This window comes from Clostridium porci (assembly GCF_009696375.1).
In the GTDB taxonomy this organism is placed as follows: domain Bacteria; phylum Bacillota; class Clostridia; order Lachnospirales; family Lachnospiraceae; genus Enterocloster; species Enterocloster porci.
The window spans coordinates 48,677-64,207 of sequence record NZ_VUMD01000013.1 but is presented as its reverse complement, the minus strand read 5'-3'; the positions used below and the strand labels follow the sequence as shown (position 1 = coordinate 64,207).

15 protein-coding genes are annotated in these 15,531 nt (G+C 48.2%); 2 read left to right on the top strand and 13 right to left on the bottom strand.

Going from position 1 to position 15,531, the window contains the following annotated elements; translation table 11 throughout:
• Nucleotides 1-26 precede the first annotated feature (26 nt).
• Genes FYJ39_RS14310 through FYJ39_RS14300 form a run of 3 tightly spaced genes read right to left on the bottom strand, consistent with a single transcriptional unit; the run spans nt 27 to nt 4,124 of the window.
• Nucleotides 27-1,421 carry an ABC transporter permease gene (locus FYJ39_RS14310; protein ID WP_353954578.1) on the bottom strand — a complete coding sequence of 465 codons (1,395 nt, stop codon included), beginning with the start codon at nt 1,419-1,421 and terminating at the stop codon, nt 27-29.
• The gene (locus tag FYJ39_RS14305; protein ID WP_154473142.1) at nt 1,405-3,258 is read right to left on the bottom strand and encodes a COG1361 S-layer family protein; all 1,854 of its coding nucleotides are present in this window, start codon (nt 3,256-3,258) and stop codon (nt 1,405-1,407) included. Before FYJ39_RS14305 ends, FYJ39_RS14310 begins: the two co-directional genes overlap by 17 nt.
• Nucleotides 3,259-3,260: 2 nt before the next feature.
• Nucleotides 3,261-4,124, bottom strand: a complete 864-nt coding sequence (locus tag FYJ39_RS14300) for an ABC transporter ATP-binding protein (protein ID WP_178257982.1) — start codon at nt 4,122-4,124, stop codon at nt 3,261-3,263.
• Nucleotides 4,125-4,453: 329 nt separating this feature from the next.
• On the opposite strand from FYJ39_RS14300, the gene pyrB reads away from it, so the two are divergent.
• Both pyrB and FYJ39_RS14290 read left to right on the top strand, forming a co-directional pair.
• The gene (gene pyrB / locus FYJ39_RS14295) at nt 4,454-5,377 is read left to right on the top strand and encodes an aspartate carbamoyltransferase (RefSeq protein WP_154473140.1); all 924 of its coding nucleotides are present in this window, start codon (nt 4,454-4,456) and stop codon (nt 5,375-5,377) included.
• Complete coding sequence (locus tag FYJ39_RS14290) at nt 5,371-5,802, top strand: aspartate carbamoyltransferase regulatory subunit (protein ID WP_154473139.1); 432 nt, start codon at nt 5,371-5,373, stop codon at nt 5,800-5,802. Before pyrB ends, FYJ39_RS14290 begins: the two co-directional genes overlap by 7 nt.
• A 61-nt stretch (nt 5,803-5,863) precedes the next feature.
• On the opposite strand, the gene FYJ39_RS14285 is transcribed toward FYJ39_RS14290, so the two are convergent.
• The 10 genes from FYJ39_RS14285 to rlmN form a co-directional block, all read right to left on the bottom strand.
• A complete protein-coding gene (locus tag FYJ39_RS14285) occupies nt 5,864-6,334 on the bottom strand; it encodes a DUF5684 domain-containing protein (RefSeq protein ID WP_154473138.1) in 471 nt (156 codons plus the stop codon).
• 32 nt (nt 6,335-6,366) lie between these two features.
• Nucleotides 6,367-6,735, bottom strand: a complete 369-nt coding sequence (locus FYJ39_RS14280) for a VOC family protein (protein ID WP_154473137.1) — start codon at nt 6,733-6,735, stop codon at nt 6,367-6,369.
• A gap of 84 nt (nt 6,736-6,819) precedes the next feature.
• A complete protein-coding gene (gene serS / locus FYJ39_RS14275) occupies nt 6,820-8,109 on the bottom strand; it encodes a serine--tRNA ligase (protein ID WP_154473136.1) in 1,290 nt (429 codons plus the stop codon).
• Nucleotides 8,110-8,275: 166 nt separating this feature from the next.
• Nucleotides 8,276-9,136: a pyridoxamine kinase gene (locus FYJ39_RS14270; protein WP_154473135.1), complete on the bottom strand. Its 861-nt coding sequence runs from the start codon at nt 9,134-9,136 to the stop codon at nt 8,276-8,278.
• Nucleotides 9,137-9,334: 198 nt separating this feature from the next.
• Nucleotides 9,335-9,985 (bottom strand): thiamine diphosphokinase, encoded by a 651-nt coding sequence (locus FYJ39_RS14265; protein ID WP_154473134.1) that lies wholly within the window; start codon nt 9,983-9,985, stop codon nt 9,335-9,337.
• Nucleotides 9,982-10,647 (bottom strand): ribulose-phosphate 3-epimerase, encoded by a 666-nt coding sequence (gene rpe / locus FYJ39_RS14260; protein ID WP_154473133.1) that lies wholly within the window; start codon nt 10,645-10,647, stop codon nt 9,982-9,984. The genes FYJ39_RS14265 and rpe overlap by 4 nt, the downstream gene beginning before the upstream one ends.
• Nucleotides 10,648-10,649: 2 nt before the next feature.
• Nucleotides 10,650-11,528 (bottom strand): ribosome small subunit-dependent GTPase A, encoded by an 879-nt coding sequence (gene rsgA, locus FYJ39_RS14255; RefSeq protein WP_154473132.1) that lies wholly within the window; start codon nt 11,526-11,528, stop codon nt 10,650-10,652.
• A gap of 9 nt (nt 11,529-11,537) precedes the next feature.
• Entirely contained in the window at nt 11,538-13,709 is a 2,172-nt protein-coding gene (gene pknB / locus FYJ39_RS14250) for a Stk1 family PASTA domain-containing Ser/Thr kinase (RefSeq protein ID WP_154473131.1), read from the bottom strand.
• Nucleotides 13,703-14,449: a Stp1/IreP family PP2C-type Ser/Thr phosphatase gene (locus FYJ39_RS14245; protein WP_154473130.1), complete on the bottom strand. Its 747-nt coding sequence runs from the start codon at nt 14,447-14,449 to the stop codon at nt 13,703-13,705. Before FYJ39_RS14245 ends, pknB begins: the two co-directional genes overlap by 7 nt.
• A complete protein-coding gene (gene rlmN, locus FYJ39_RS14240; RefSeq protein WP_154473129.1) occupies nt 14,431-15,513 on the bottom strand; it encodes a 23S rRNA (adenine(2503)-C(2))-methyltransferase RlmN in 1,083 nt (360 codons plus the stop codon). The genes FYJ39_RS14245 and rlmN overlap by 19 nt, the downstream gene beginning before the upstream one ends.
• Nucleotides 15,514-15,531 lie beyond the last annotated feature (18 nt).

Genomic DNA, 15,531 nt, shown 5'->3' with positions numbered 1-15,531 from the left:
TCTTAGAAGATTTGCTTATTAATTTATTATTCATTCCGTATAGCTGCCAGAGGACTCAGCTTCATTGCCCTCATAGCAGGCATAAAACCTGCGGCCATACCTACAAAAATGGCAAAAGCTACCGCTGCCAGAGACAGCCAGGGAGGAATCCTGGACAGCTCTCCGGTCAGTCCGTTCATGGCCTCCATATTTACAAACCGGTTAATCACACAAGAAATGGCATAGCTGAAGCCGATTCCTATGACGCCGCCCATAAAGCCGATAACACCTGACTCGATCAGGAACATATTTCGTATATTCCCCATGTCACAGCCCAGAACCTTCATAACTCCTATTTCCTTGGTGCGTTCATAAATGGACATCATCATAGTATTGGCAATGCCGATAGCCGCCACAAGCAAGGACACAGCTCCGATTCCTCCCAGAACAGCCTGTATCATACTTGACTGCTGCTTGGTACTCTCCATCCATTCCATCTGACTGCTGACCTGAAAGCCCATATCAGCCACCATGTTCTGAACTGCTTTAACATTGTCAATCTCGTCCACATAAATCTGAGCACGGTTATAGGTGATGTAATTCAAAGGCTTTCCCTTTTTGTTCGTAGGCTGTCCCGGAATCACCGTCCCTTTTTTAAAGACCCTTCTTAGCTGGGCCTTTAGCCCATCCACATCCGTTAAAACACTATAGGAATTAGGTCCCCAATCCTCAGGCCCTCCTTCCAGAACTCCCAGTCCGTTAAGCATATATTTCTTTGGAGGCTTCACAGCGGTCTGCCCTTCCCCCGTTTCTCCGCCTGCGCTGCCGTTGTTCTTGCTTTGATAGTAGGCCTCCATATCAAAAATAACAAAAAGGGGTTTTCCAAGGAGATCCACCTGCGGAAGCTCTCCAGTATCCCAGTATCCACGACCTGTTTTGGAATTATGGAAATCCTGCAGCACCGTATTTCCGAACACAAGGCCCAACTCTCCAGGCTCAGGGATGCGCCCTTCACCCAGGGACAGCTGCTTTAGATAGTTCTGTCCTACCCCACGTATATTTATATACTGTGCCTCGTAAACACCCTGACGTATCATGACGTTGATCTCCAGGATGGGAGAGACTCCCGTTACATAATCAAGCCGCTCAAACTTTTCAATCATCTCGTCTGTAATGTATACAGGCTCCGGAGCTTTAGAGCCGGAATTGCTTCCAGCAAAGACAGCCCCGCTTCCTCCGCTGGGACTTACCTCAATGGTAGTCAGGCTGCCCCAAGAGGAAAGCTGTTCCATAAACATCTGATCCAGGCCGATTCCTAAAGAAACCATAACCACAATGGAAGCCGTTCCTATGATAACGCCCAATACCGTAAGTACAGTCCTGAGCTTCCTGCGCCGTAAGTTGTTAATGCTCATGATCAGAAGATCAGGAAATCTCATCATCTACATCCTCTTCCTTGGCTGCTTTGCGCTTTTTCCTGACGCGCAGGGCGATTATGACGCCTGCCGCAACCACAGCTACAGCCCCTGCTGCAATCAGCGCTTTGTATTTATCCCAGTAGGAGAGCTCGCCTTCCATATCCGCCGCGCCTGCCTCCAGACCAAGATCCAGACCCATATCTAATTCCTCGCCCATGTCCTCTGTAACCGTCAGCGTCAGTTCTTTTTCCACTGGCTCTGCAGCTACTCCGTTTTCATCTTCATATTGAATACGTATCTTTATGGTTCCGTCGTTCGTGGTAGGGCTGATTCCGGTAAGCATCGTATCCACATTGCCCGTTTCTCCCGGCTTGATATTGCCCACATATGCATCTGTGGTTTTTATGGAATCGCCTTCAAAGGTTACAGTTACATTGTATAGAATCACCTTTCCCGTATTATTGATTCCAAACATAACGTTGGATTCGGAGCCCACCGCCATGCTGTCAGGCATCACATCAATGGTACTGGTACTGAGCCTTGCGTACTGCTTTACTGGAATGTCCACCACGATGCTCTCCTCCGCGTTCTTAAACTCAGGGCTGTCATATTTCTCCTTGATGGTAATAGCGTAGGAGCGCTGATCCACACCTGCCCTGGCCACAAATCTGGCCCTGACCTCGGTACTCTGCCCTGCAGCCAGGGAATTGACCACCAGAGATGAGGAGCCTGTCTCTGTGGTAAAGACAGCGCTGTCCGAAACCTTTTCTGATTCCAGATTAAACAAAATATTGCTTGCTGGCACGGAGGTAGAGGCGTTCTTCATATTCAGCACCAGCTCAAACTCATCTCCTGCATAGATTGTCTCTGGAATGGTATGGTAGCTGTCCACAATGAGCCTGGCCTTGGTTCTGTCGTTGGCATCAAAATCTCTTAGATCGTCTTCCTTATCTTTGGATACGATATGTACGAAAAAGGTTCCCTCCTCTGTGTGCAGATCTCCCTCTGAGCTTAACCGGAAGGTGATAGTATACTTAATAGGATAATAACCGGTATAGGAGTCCTTTCGTATAGCCATGCTGTAGGAAGCAGATACGGTCTCGTCAGGCTGCACCCGCGCAAAGGTTCTGTCATAGTTCCCGTCATTAATTTCAAAGGGAAACTTTGCATTATCCTCTGACAGCTCCATATGAATCGTTACATCCTGGGCTGTGGTAGAACGGCGGTTGCGGAAATTCACCGTATAATTCAGCACGTTCGGATACACACCTCTTGGAGTAGACTGGTTCTCTCCAATGACGAAATAATTTCCCTCCTTTTTGTCCTCCTCATCCTCTGTGCTTGAGGAAGTATCAGTGGAAATCCAGATATTAATGTAGTCGGTATCACTTCCTCCATCCCACTCCAGATAGAGAGGTATACTGTAATATCCCTGTTTGGCATCCCTGCGGACATTGGCAGATAAGGAAACGCTCTTGGTATTTCCCGCTTTAATATCGCCTATGGATTTGCCCTTAAAGGTGGTTTCCGTAATCTCAAAGGGATAGTAATCCACTGTATAATCCCCATTGCCGCGCTGCTCTATCATCTGGAAATCCGAGGTTTCCATAAGGCTGACCTTTAAATTCTTCATATCCTCTCCAGTGGCGCGGATACGGAAGGAAATGGACATGGAACTGCCAATCCTGCCCCTGGGAGCCTTAGTAGTAAATACATAGTCATTATTGCTGGCGTTGGTACTGTAGCCTATGTTGAAATCTGAAGCCAATACAGTGGCGGACAGAGCTGTAACAGACAGCAGAAGTGCCGCTCCAGCTGCTGCCAGCTTCTTATGCAGTTTTGTGAATGCTTGAATGTTCATTTTCATTGTGCTCCTCTGGTCTCCTTAACAGTGATATCCTCCTTGTCTGACTGCTCCGGCAGCCTGGCAGCGTCCTGCTCCCCTCCCTGGTTCCCTTCCTGATGACAGGCTTCCGACCGATCAGTCAGCTCTCCGTCCGGCCTAGCTCCAACCTCAATTCCCACTATCTTTCCATCCACAATGCGGATTCTCCGATCCGCATAGGAGGCCAGATTGTTATCATGAGTAACCATGACCAGGGTCTGGTTCTGCTCCCTTACAATCTTTTGCATCAGGCGCAGCACCTCCATGGTTGTTTTTGAATCCAGGTTTCCCGTAGGCTCATCCGCAAATATAATCTGAGGATTCACCACCAGCGCCCTGGCGATGCCCACTCTCTGCTGCTGTCCGCCAGACATCTGGTTTGGCATATGATTGGCCTGATCTCCTACGCCCACCAGCTTCATAAAACGTTTGGCCCTCTTTAAACGCTCCCTTTTGGAAATTCCCCTGAAAGCCAGCGGCAGGGCCACATTTTCAACTGCGTTCATTGTATTTAAGAGATTATATGCCTGAAAGATGAAGCCCACCTTCTCACGGCGAAAAGTGACCAGCTGACGCTCTGTCAGCTTCTCTATATGTACCTTTCCTATCTCAATCTCGCCCTTTGTAGGCTTTTCCAGACCGGCCAGCATGTTCAGCAAGGTGGACTTTCCAGATCCAGATGTACCTACGATAGCCACAAACTCGCCTTTATATAATTCAAAATCCACGCCATTAAGAGCACGAACCTTGCTTTCTCCTACCCTGTATATCTTATACAGATTCTTCACTCTGATAGCCACGGGCCTATTCTCAGGTGTCTCAGGTGTCTTTTCCTGAGCAATCGAAGCCCCTTCTGCACCCTGACTTTTCTGTAAATTTTCCGTCTCCAAAGCGTACTCCTTTTCGTGAATGATATAAGATGTATACTTGTACTGATTTAGTATACCATACCATGGCTTTTTTGTTCACCCTTTTTTCTTTAATGTTCCTTAATAATTTATTACACAGTAGGAATTTACCAAAAGTCAAAAAACAGCTTGACTTATAAAGCTTTCTGTGTAAAAATATGACGAGGCACAAATCAGTGCCATATCTGGCGGGTCCGGCTATCGCACTGGTAGGGTGTGAATTATTTCCCAAAATAACAAACATAAAGGCAAAGGAGTATCCCATGAGACATTTACTGAATCCCTTAGACTTCTCTGTGGAGGAAATTGATGACCTTCTGGCCCTTGCCAGAGATATCGAGGGGCATATCCCAAAATATGCTCACGTATGCGACGGCAAGAAACTGGCTACTCTGTTTTATGAACCAAGCACCAGAACTCGTTTGAGCTTTGAAGCTGCCATGCTGAACCTGGGCGGCAGTGTATTAGGCTTTTCATCTGCCAATGCAAGCTCCGCCGCAAAGGGCGAAAGTGTTGCGGACACCATCCGCATGATCTCCTGCTATTCCGATATCTGCGCTATGCGCCATCCTAAAGAAGGAGCTGCATTTGTCGCCGCTCAAAAGGCTGAAATTCCAATTATCAACGCAGGCGATGGAGGACATCAGCATCCTACTCAGACCTTAACGGATCTTATGACTATCCGTTCCTTAAAGGGACGTCTTAACAGCCTGACCGTGGGACTCTGCGGCGACTTGAAATTCGGACGCACCGTACATTCTCTTATCAACGCCATGGTACGCTACCCCAATATAAAATTTATCCTTATATCCCCTCCGGAGCTTCGGATTCCTGATAACATTCGTGAAGATGTATTAAAGGCAAATTCCATTAACTTTGAAGAGGTTGGAAACTTGGATGAAGCGATCGGTCAGCTGGACATCCTGTACATGACCCGTGTTCAAAAGGAACGCTTTTTCAACGAGGAAGATTACATCCGCCTAAAAAACTGCTATATTCTGGACAAGAAAAAAATGAAGCTGGCCAGGCCGGATATGTTTGTTCTTCATCCCCTTCCGAGAGTCAATGAGATTTCCGTTGAGGTGGATGAAGATCCAAGAGCAGCTTACTTTAAACAGGCCCAGTACGGAGTTTATGTTCGTATGGCCTTAATCATGACATTACTGGAGGTGGAGAGGCCATGTTAAACATCAGCGGATTGCAGGAGGGCATCGTCCTTGATCATATCGAGGCAGGCAAAAGCCTGGATATCTACTACCATTTAGGTCTGGATAAACTGGACTGTCAGGTAGCGATTATTAAAAACGCACGAAGCAGCAAAATGGGACGCAAGGATATTATTAAAATTGAAGGCGGACTGGATATTGTAGATTTGGAAATGCTGGGATACATAGACCACAATATCACAGTAAATATTATACGTGGCAGCAATATTGCGGAGAAAAAGCGGCTGAGGCTTCCCAAGAAGCTAACGAATGTGATTCAGTGCAAAAATCCCCGCTGCATTACCTCCATCGAGCAGGAGCTGCCCCATATCTTTTATCTGGCAGACGAAAAGACGGAGACCTACCGGTGTCAATATTGTGAGGAACGGTACAGCGAATATATATAATACTGAATGAAAAAAGCCTGAGAGCTTTCCCTTGCGGAACACATGCTCGCAGGCTTATTCTTTATTCCATGGAATCAATGCCGCCACCAACAGCAGTCCCCTTGCCCTCCGGCCCAAGATAACGTGAACGGTCAAAGGCCAGAATCAGCAGGAAAATGGGATTCAGGAACACCAGGCCTATAATAAATCCAGGGCCTTTGCCAAATGACAGTCCCAAACTTACGCAGCTTAGAATAGATACAACCATGGTTCCCAAAGAAAACAAATAGCTGACAACAACAGCAGCTCCCCCTATCCATACCAAAATATTCGTTATAACAAAAAGCCCCATATAAAGAGCAAACATCTTCGTATTCCAGGTCAGCTTAAATACTGTGTATGTGGAGTAAAAGGGAATCAAAGCCTTCCATCCCGGCTCCCCTGCTTTGGAGAAGATAAACCAGTACGCAAGAATATAAATAACCAGTAAGATTAAACTTATAAAAACCAAAATTGAAAAAAAGCCTACTAAAACCAATGTCAGATTTTGCATTCTCGCCCTCCTATTGCCTTATTGTCTGAACCTTATTTTCTGGCTGGGATTATCTCCAGCCAGTAGCCGTCGGGATCTTTGATGAAGTAAATACCCATACCTGGATTTTCATAGCATATACAGCCCATTTCTTCATGGCGTTTGTGGGCTGCGTCATAATCGCCGGCGTGAAAGGCCAGATGATACTCACACTCTCCCAGATTGTATGGCTCGGTTCTGTCTCTCAGCCAGGTAAGCTCCAACGTAAAGCCGGTTGCTCCGTCTCCCAGATACACCAGCTTAAAGGAACCGTCCGAAGCCTCCTTCTCCCTCACCGGCTCCAGCCCTAAAGCTTCCTTGTAGAAAGCCAGACTCCTTTCCAAATTTAAGACATTAAAATTAAAATGATTAAATGTAATCATAATTCCCTCCTCTGCATGTTCTTTCTAGTAGCGGGCCTGCATCGCAAGTGACAAGCAAGTCCTTTACAAATCTTATCCAAATGCTTATTTCACAGGAACCATGACTTCCTTCCCGCCCATATAAGGCCGAAGAGCCGCAGGAATCCTTACGCTTCCATCTGCCTGGAGATTATTTTCCAAAAAGGCGATGAGCATACGGGGCGGTGCAGCTACGGTGTTATTCAGGGTGTGGGCCAGATATTTACTTCCCTCCTCACCCTGCACTCGGATGCGCAGACGGCGGGCCTGGGCATCTCCCAAATTGGAGCAGCTTCCCACCTCAAAATACTTCTGCTGTCTTGGAGACCAGGCCTCCACGTCCACAGATTTCACCTTCAGATCAGCCAGATCGCCGGAGCAGCACTCCAGAGTGCGAACCGGAATATCCAGAGTGCGGAACAGATCCACCGTGTTCTGCCAAAGCCTGTCGTACCACATAGGGCTTTCCTCCGGCTTGCAGACTACAATCATCTCCTGCTTTTCAAACTGATGGATACGGTATACACCTCTCTCCTCAATTCCGTGGGCCCCCTTCTCCTTGCGAAAGCATGGGGAATAGCTGGTGAGAGTTTGGGGGAGCTGTGCCTCTGGAGTGATGGTGTCAATAAATTTTCCAATCATAGAGTGCTCGCTTGTACCTATCAGATACAGATCCTCCCCCTCAATCTTGTACATCATAGCATCCATCTCAGCAAAGCTCATAACGCCGGTTACTACGTTGCTGCGGATCATAAAGGGGGGTACACAATAGGTAAAGCCTCTGTCAATCATAAAATCCCTTGCGTAAGAAATGACGGAAGAGTGAAGTCTTGCAATGTCTCCCATAAGATAATAAAAGCCGTTGCCTGCCACTCTTCTGGCAGCGTCCAGGTCAATGCCGTTAAACCGCTCCATAATCTCCGTGTGGTAAGGAATTTCAAACTCAGGCACAACCGGATCGCCGTAGCGCTGTACCTCCACATTTTCACTGTCGTCCCTACCGATAGGTACGGTTGGATCAATGATATTCGGGATGGTCATCATGATCTTTAAAATCTTTTCAGAAAGCTGCGCTTCCCTTTCCTCCAGCGCGGCAAGACGGGCAGCTCCTGCACTTACCTGAGCCTTCACCGCCTCAGCCTCCTCCTTCTTTCCCTGACCCATGAGCATGCCGATTTCCTTCGACAGCTTGTTGCGGCTGGCTCGGAGATCGTCCGCTTCCTTTTGGGTCGCCCGTGACCTCGCATCCAGTTCAATCACTTCATCCACCAAAGGCAGCTTTGTATCCTGAAATTTATTCTTAATGTTCTGTTTCACAAGCTCTGGATTCTCTCTTACAAACCTTAAATCTAACATGGTACTCCTCCTGGGTTTCCTTTATGGTATTCCTGCTGCATACAGGCAGGCGCTTCTGTACTGTTAAAGAGTATATAACATTTTACTTGGAAATAAAAGCCCTTTTTTCGGGTTTTGTCCGTATTTTCCCCGTTTCATCCCGTGGCTCTTTAACCGTTTTACCGCCTTAAGTCCTAAAGCTTTTTTTATCTGCCGCATGAACCAGCACACCTAAAAGCTCCTCAAAGCATACTCCATTCTGAAGCGGAATATCCAGTTCCTCAGAACGTCTAATGCATTTCTTGACAAAGGAGGCTGCCAGGCGTACTGCCTCATTCAGCTCCCAGCCTGCCACTATGCAGGAGGCTATGACAGATGAAAATACATCTCCGGTCCCCGGCCGTTCACGACCGATACGGATGGTCTTTAAAAATGTGATCTCCTTTGCTCCATCAGCCACTACATTGACTACATATCCCCCCTGATTCACGCCTGTAATCACAACAGCTCTGGGCCCCATGTCCTGTATATTCCTTGCCAGAGCCTTTAATTTCTCTCTGGTCCATCCCTGGCTGCAAAAGGGCCTGTCCGTCAGGATGCAGGCCTCTGTCAGATTGGGAGTCACTACGTTACCCATAGCCACCAGTTCCCTCATGCGAGTACAGAGAGCTGAAGTGAACGTGGCATAGGTTTCTCCGTGGTCTCCCATAATCGGGTCTATGATAATGGCAGTATCCTTACTGCCAAAGTCCCGTATGATTTCCTTTACCATCTCTATCTGGGCCTCAGAACCCAGGAATCCGCTGACAATCCCGTCAAAGGAGAGCTTAAGCTCCTTCCATTTTTTTATATAAGCCGGTATTTTCTCCGAGTAATCATCAAAAAAATACACAGGAAATCCCGTGTGGTTGGATAAAATAGAGGTAGGTATGGGACAGCACTGAATTTTCATAGCAGATAAAATAGGAATCGCCACTGTCAGAGAACAGCGGCCATAGCCTGAGAGGTCGTTAATCATCGCAATTTTTTTCTGACGGTATTCAGCCATATATGCCTCCTGTAAGCAATTTGGAGAAGGCCTTCCCCAGATAGCAGTTTCCTTTTTAAACATCCCGGCGGATTGTCAAGAATCGGCGCGTCTGCGCCGAACCATGTAAGTTCATGGATACCGCCGGCAGAATGGTTCATAATCCTTCGTCTGTGAACTATCCATTGTCTAAAGCCAATAGTCTTATTTCAATATACCCTAGTCATGGGACTCCACAACAATCAAAACTCCATCCCTGAGGGTTAGCCTTCCCTCCTCCTCTGCCAGCTCATTGCTGATGCAGAGGCTGGTTCCAATTTCAATGTCCTTTTCAAAAAGAGGGTACTTAAAGCCCGTAAGTGTGATTCCCGTTACCTTCTCAGTAAGGGGGAGGAAGGAAATATAGTTTCCCCAAAGCTTGCTTTTATGAAAGCTGCGCTCCCCGTCGATCAGATATAGTTTGTTTCTGGAATCCAGAATATACGCCTCTATACCCTTCTGAAGGCAGGGAAATAAAAGATGGAGGTTTCCAAGCGTATGATCCATCCTCCCGCCCGTGGCTCCCAGAATCACGATCTCACCGCAGCCAGAAGCCTGAGCCTTGAGAAGGGCCAGCTCCGTATCCGTCTCATTCTTCTCTGGCTGATGGGCGTCCCACACAATATGCTCCCTCCTGCGGTAATAAGCCAGAGTCTCCGGCCTCACCGTGTCAAAATCTCCTACGATCATATCCGGCTCCAGCCCCAGCACCTTTACTGCCTCCAGGCCTGCGTCTACTGCAATTACCCGCTCAAACCTCTCATGCTCTAAAAATAGTCCGGCGAAAGACATATCAAGTTTTCCGCCGGTAATGATCAGACAACGCCTCATTTTCTATATTCCTCAAAAATTTGAATAAATTCTTTGACTCTGGCTGCTGGTTCATGTCCGTAGATCGAGGAGCCTCCCACAAAAATATTAGCTCCAGCATCCATAAGCGCTGGTACATTGGCCCCACTTACGCCGCCGTCCACCTGAATGTCCGCCTGAATCCCTCTGCTCTCCATAACAGACCGCAATGCACGAACCTTATCCAGAGTGTAAGGAATAAACTTCTGGCCTCCAAAGCCTGGATTTACTGTCATAATCAGAACCATATCCAGCTGATCCAAAATACAGTCCAGCGCCTGAATCGGGGTAGCCGGATTGAGAGCCACGCCTGCTTTTAAGCCTGCCTCCTTAATCTGGTTTACCACCCGATCCAGATGGGTACAGGCCTCCACATGAACAGTAAGCACATCGGCCCCTGCTTTCTTCATAGCCTCAATATGGCGGCCTGGCTCCTGCACCATCATATGGACATCAAACACCGCGCCGGTACAGTGACGTATGCTTTGAATAACAGGCATCCCAAAGGAAATATTGGGTACGAACGTCCCGTCCATCACATCAATATGAATATACCTTGCTCCCGCAGCTGCCACTTCCCGGATCTGCTCCCCAAGCCTTGTAAAATCTGCCGACAATATTGACGGCGCTACAATATAATCCATCCTTAGTACCTCCTTTTATTCTTCAGTTCTTCATACAAAAGCAGATAATTGTCATACCGGCTTCGATTCAGTCTGCCTTGAGCGAGCGCTTCCTTCACCCCGCAGGCCCGCTCCCCCACATGAACGCACCCCAAAAACTTACAGTTTCCCTTCAACTGCTCAAATTCCGGAAAATAATTCTTTAGCTCCTGCGCCTCCAAATCCTCGATATACATAGAACTAAAGCCTGGCGTATCCATCATGTAGGTATCATCTCCTACCAAAAACAGCTCTGAATGGCGGGTGGTATGCTTTCCCCGCCCAATCCTCTGACTGATCTCGCCCGTCTCCATGGCAGCCTGAGGCTGGATGCAGTTGGTCAAAGAGGACTTTCCCACACCGGAGGGACCGGCCAGCACCGTGGTCTTTCCAGCCAGGATCTCCTTAAGCTCCGAAAGCCCTGTATCACTGTAGGTACTAATAAACTGAACCCTATACCCGGCTGTCTCATAAATGGAACGGTATCGCTCCATCAGCTCATTGTTTCCCAAATCCGCTTTATTAAAGCAGATAATCACAGGAATATCCTGCCGCTCCATCATGACCAGGAAGCGATCCAGAAGATTTAGGTTTGGAGCCGGGCGGGTCACTGCAAACAGGATGATGGCCTGATCCACATTGGCTACCGCCGGCCGGATAAGGGCATTGGTTCTTGGAAGAATGGTGTCAATATTGCCCTCGCCTGCCTCCTCGTCCAGAACAGAAAACTCCACATTGTCTCCTACCAGAGGCTTGATCTTCCGGCTGCGGAAAATCCCCCTGGCTTTACATTCATAAATCCGGTTTTTGCCGTCATTTACATAATAAAAGCCTGCTATGCCTTTCGTAATCTTACCTGTCATATACCCCTCTTATCCTGCTGGAAAAAATGTTACGGGATAGGAGCTGATTACCGTTAAGGTATCTGCGTCCACTACCTCCACGGTGCCGCTGTCCACACCATAAGCTCCCTTAATGCGCGGAATTACCACAGGGATGGTTTGACCGCCGACTACCAGTCTTGCTGATACCAGGGTAGTGTAAATATCCGCTCCGTTAATTGTCTGCTTTAACCGGATCAGCACGCGAACCCTGCTGGTCTGGACTGCCGGGCCAATGTAATTGTTCAGAGAACAGGTGGCGTCAATAGAGCCAATGTAATATTTGCCATCCTCTTTTGTGGTTTCCCCAGCGCTCCCGCTGATCACATAGTTTACCGCAGCTCCGGGTGCAAGAACGGTTCCCGGCAGCTCTGACTGATTGGTAATCAGCCCTTCCGCCACCGTATCGCTGGGTTCAAAAACCACAGTGCCTGTTACAAGCCCGGCTTCCGCCAAAAGCGCATCTGCCGCAGTTTGAGTCTGGCCTAGAAGGTTAGGAACGATCCCGGAGGCTGTGCGGGCTCCCAGGCTTACAGTCAGCTCTACGCTTTCCCCTACCTTGACCATCTCAGGACTGTAGCGGATCACATTGCCCTTTACCACATTGTCGCTGTTTTCTGTCTTTTTCTCTACAGTGAGGCCCTTCTCCTCCAGAATCGCCTGGGCCTTCTCTGCCGTCATACTCAATATATTCAGCGCCCTCAAATCCACCTTATCGCTGCCCTTGCTTACTGTCACATTCACAGTGCTCCATTTGTTCACAACGGTTCCCTCTGTAATGGTCTGTGACATTACCTGTCCGGCCTCATATTTTTCTGAATAATCCGTAGCTGCCACGCGCATCACCAGCGTGCTTTCTTTAAGCTTTGCCTCAGCCATATCCTGGGGAAGCCCCAGAACATTTGGCATATAGGTCTGATTCTCGGAGAGCTGAGAGAGATCCACGCTGGCAGCCGTAAGCTCTGTACTAACTGCCGCGGTGGTCTTTTTATCCGCTGCGCTTCCCTGCCTGAACAGCCCTGTCAACCGTGAAAACACAAACAGCGCCACTGCCACCAGCAAAACAGCCGCTACTATACCTATGAGCATTACAATCCGATCAAACTGAGCGCTTACGTCAGAATCCCCGGCCTTGTCTTCGGATCTGGCAGCTCCCTTCCTCCGGGACTGCTTCAAAGCCCTCTTTACAGTTCTGTTGAAATCCTCCTTCTGCTTTTCCCCATGGCCTTCCCGCAGCGTTTTTCTGCTCTCCTGAAAATTGGTTAATTCCTCTCTGGAGATAGAACGGGTCTTAGAAAGCTCATCCTCTTCCACCTGACCTTCCCCGACGTAGATATTATAAGCGGGGTTGATAAGGGTTTTTTGCAGATCTGCAATGACCTCCATCATGCTGGCATAACGGCGATCCGGCCTTTTCTGAGTGCATTTTAAAATTATCTGCTCCAATGCAGGCAGAATCTCAGGAGCATGCTCACTGGGCTTTGTAATCGGCTCCTCCAGATGAGCCAGCGCTACTGTAATGGTATTATCCCCCTTAAAAGGAACCTGGCCTGTAACCATCTCATACAGGGTAATGCCAAAGGAATAAATATCGCTTCTCTCATCACAGTAGCCTCCTCTGGCCTGCTCCGGCGAAATATAATGGACAGAGCCAACTGCTGTGGCGTTCATAGTCTGAGTGGATACGGCTCTTGCAATTCCAAAGTCAGCTACCTTCACCTTGCCGTCTTTGGATATAATCATATTCTGGGGCTTTATATCCCTGTGAATAATATGCTCCTCATGGGCCGCAGCTATCCCCTTTGCCACCTGAAGGGCAACTCCAATGGCCTCTTTGCTCTCCAGACGGCCTTTTTTGTCAATATAATTCTTAAGGGTAATTCCCTCGATCAGCTCCATAACGATATAATGCAGCGAATCCTCATCTACAACGTCGTATACGTTTACAATGTTGGGGTGAGACAAGCGGGCGGCTGCCTGGGCCTCCATCTTGAATTTGCTGACAAAGCTTTCGTCAAAGGCAAATTCCTCCTTTAACACCTTGACAGCTACCGGACGGTTCAGGGTATGACACTGCGCCTTGTAGACCACAGACATACCGCCGGAGCCGATTTTCTCTAATATTTCATAACGTCCTTGAAGATACGTTCCCGGTTTTAGCATAGGTCAGCCTCCTTTCCCAGCGGATCGATAAGGACAACGGCAATGTTGTCAATTCCCCCCTGGCAGTTGGCTTCCCTGATAAGACGGGAAGCTTTCTCTTTCAGTGTTCCCTTGCCAGTAATTACCTGACGAATCGTTTCATTATCCAGCATATTGCTGAGGCCGTCGGAGCAAAGAAGTATATAATCCCCCTTCTCAAGCTCCACTTCAAAAAAATCCGGCTCTACCTTCATACCAGCGCCCATTGCTCTGGTAATAATATGCTTATGGCTGTTATAGCCGTCGGTGTTCCTGGCCATCTGACCCATAGCTACCATTTCCTCTACATAGGAATGATCCCGGGTCACCTGACGGATGGAATCTCCGTGTATCAGATAGAGGCGGCTGTCTCCTACATTTGCCACATAAAGGCTTCTGCTCTCCACAACGGCTGCCACCAGCGTACAGCCCATACCCTTTAACGCATCCTGGGACAGAGATTCCTGATATAATGCCTGATTCACAGCCTGAATTCCTGACTTAAGCTGGGTTATCACTGGCTTTTGGCGCATTTTGGTAATATGTATAACCAAATTCTCCACCGCAAAGCGTGAAGCGAAGTCTCCGGCCTTATGTCCGCCCATTCCGTCTGCCACCATAAACAGATTAGGCAGGGAGCCCACCATCTCCGGTGAGGAATAGATATAATCCTGATTCATGGATCTGACTCTTCCCGTATCGGTCAATGCATACGCTTCCATGTTTCCCCCTCTCCTTCCATATAGCTCTTTCTAAGCTGGCCGCAGGCTCCGCCTATGTCCCGGCCCATTTCCCTTCTAATAGTAACATTTATTCCGTTTTTTTCAAGAAGATTTTTGAAACGGGAGATGGTCTTCTGGCTTGACTGAATGTAAGGACGCTCCTTTACAGGATTTACAGGTATCAGATTTACATGACCGTGCTGATCCTTGATAAGCTCTGCCAAAGCCCTTGCCTCCTCCAGATTATCATTGACTCCCTGAACCAGGCTGTACTCAAAGGTCAATCTCCGTCCTGTTTTTTCAAAATAATAACGGCAGGCCTCAAGAACTTCTTTCAGCCTGTAGCTGTTGGCTACCGGCATCAGAGTCCTTCTCACCTCATCATTGGGAGCGTGAAGCGACAGAGCCAGGGTTGCCTGAAGCCCTTCCTCCGCAAATCTTCGGATCCCCGGCACAATGCCGCAGGTGGACACTGTCAGATTTCTCTGGCTGATATTCAGCCCTCCCTTATGGGAGATGAGCCGCAGAAAGCGTACCACATTATCATAGTTATCCATAGGCTCCCCGGCCCCCATAACCACCACATTGGAAATACGCTCACCGGTCATGGCCTGAATCCGGTATATCTGATCCAGCATCTCAGAAGGCCGCAGATTCCTCTCCAGTCCGTCCAGGGTGGAAGCGCAGAAACGGCAGCCCATACGGCAGCCTACCTGAGAGGAAATACAAACGGAATTTCCATGATGGTACTGCATCCACACACTTTCTATTATATTCCCATCCTCCAGGCCAAAGAGATATTTCCGTGTTCCGTCTGTCCGGGACACCCGCTCCTCTGCCAGCTTCAAACAGGTCAGACTATAGTTCTCCTTTAATTTCTGTCTCAGCTCCTTTGACAGGCTGGACATATCATCAAAGCGCTCCGCCAGCTTTACATGAATCCAATCATAAAGCTGTTTCGCCCTGAACGATTTCTCTCCCAGGGCTGCCATCTCCTCTGTCACTTCCTCATATGACATAGACTTTATATCTTTCCTGCCATGACAATCCTTTAAATCCAACATATAAACTCCTGATTCTCA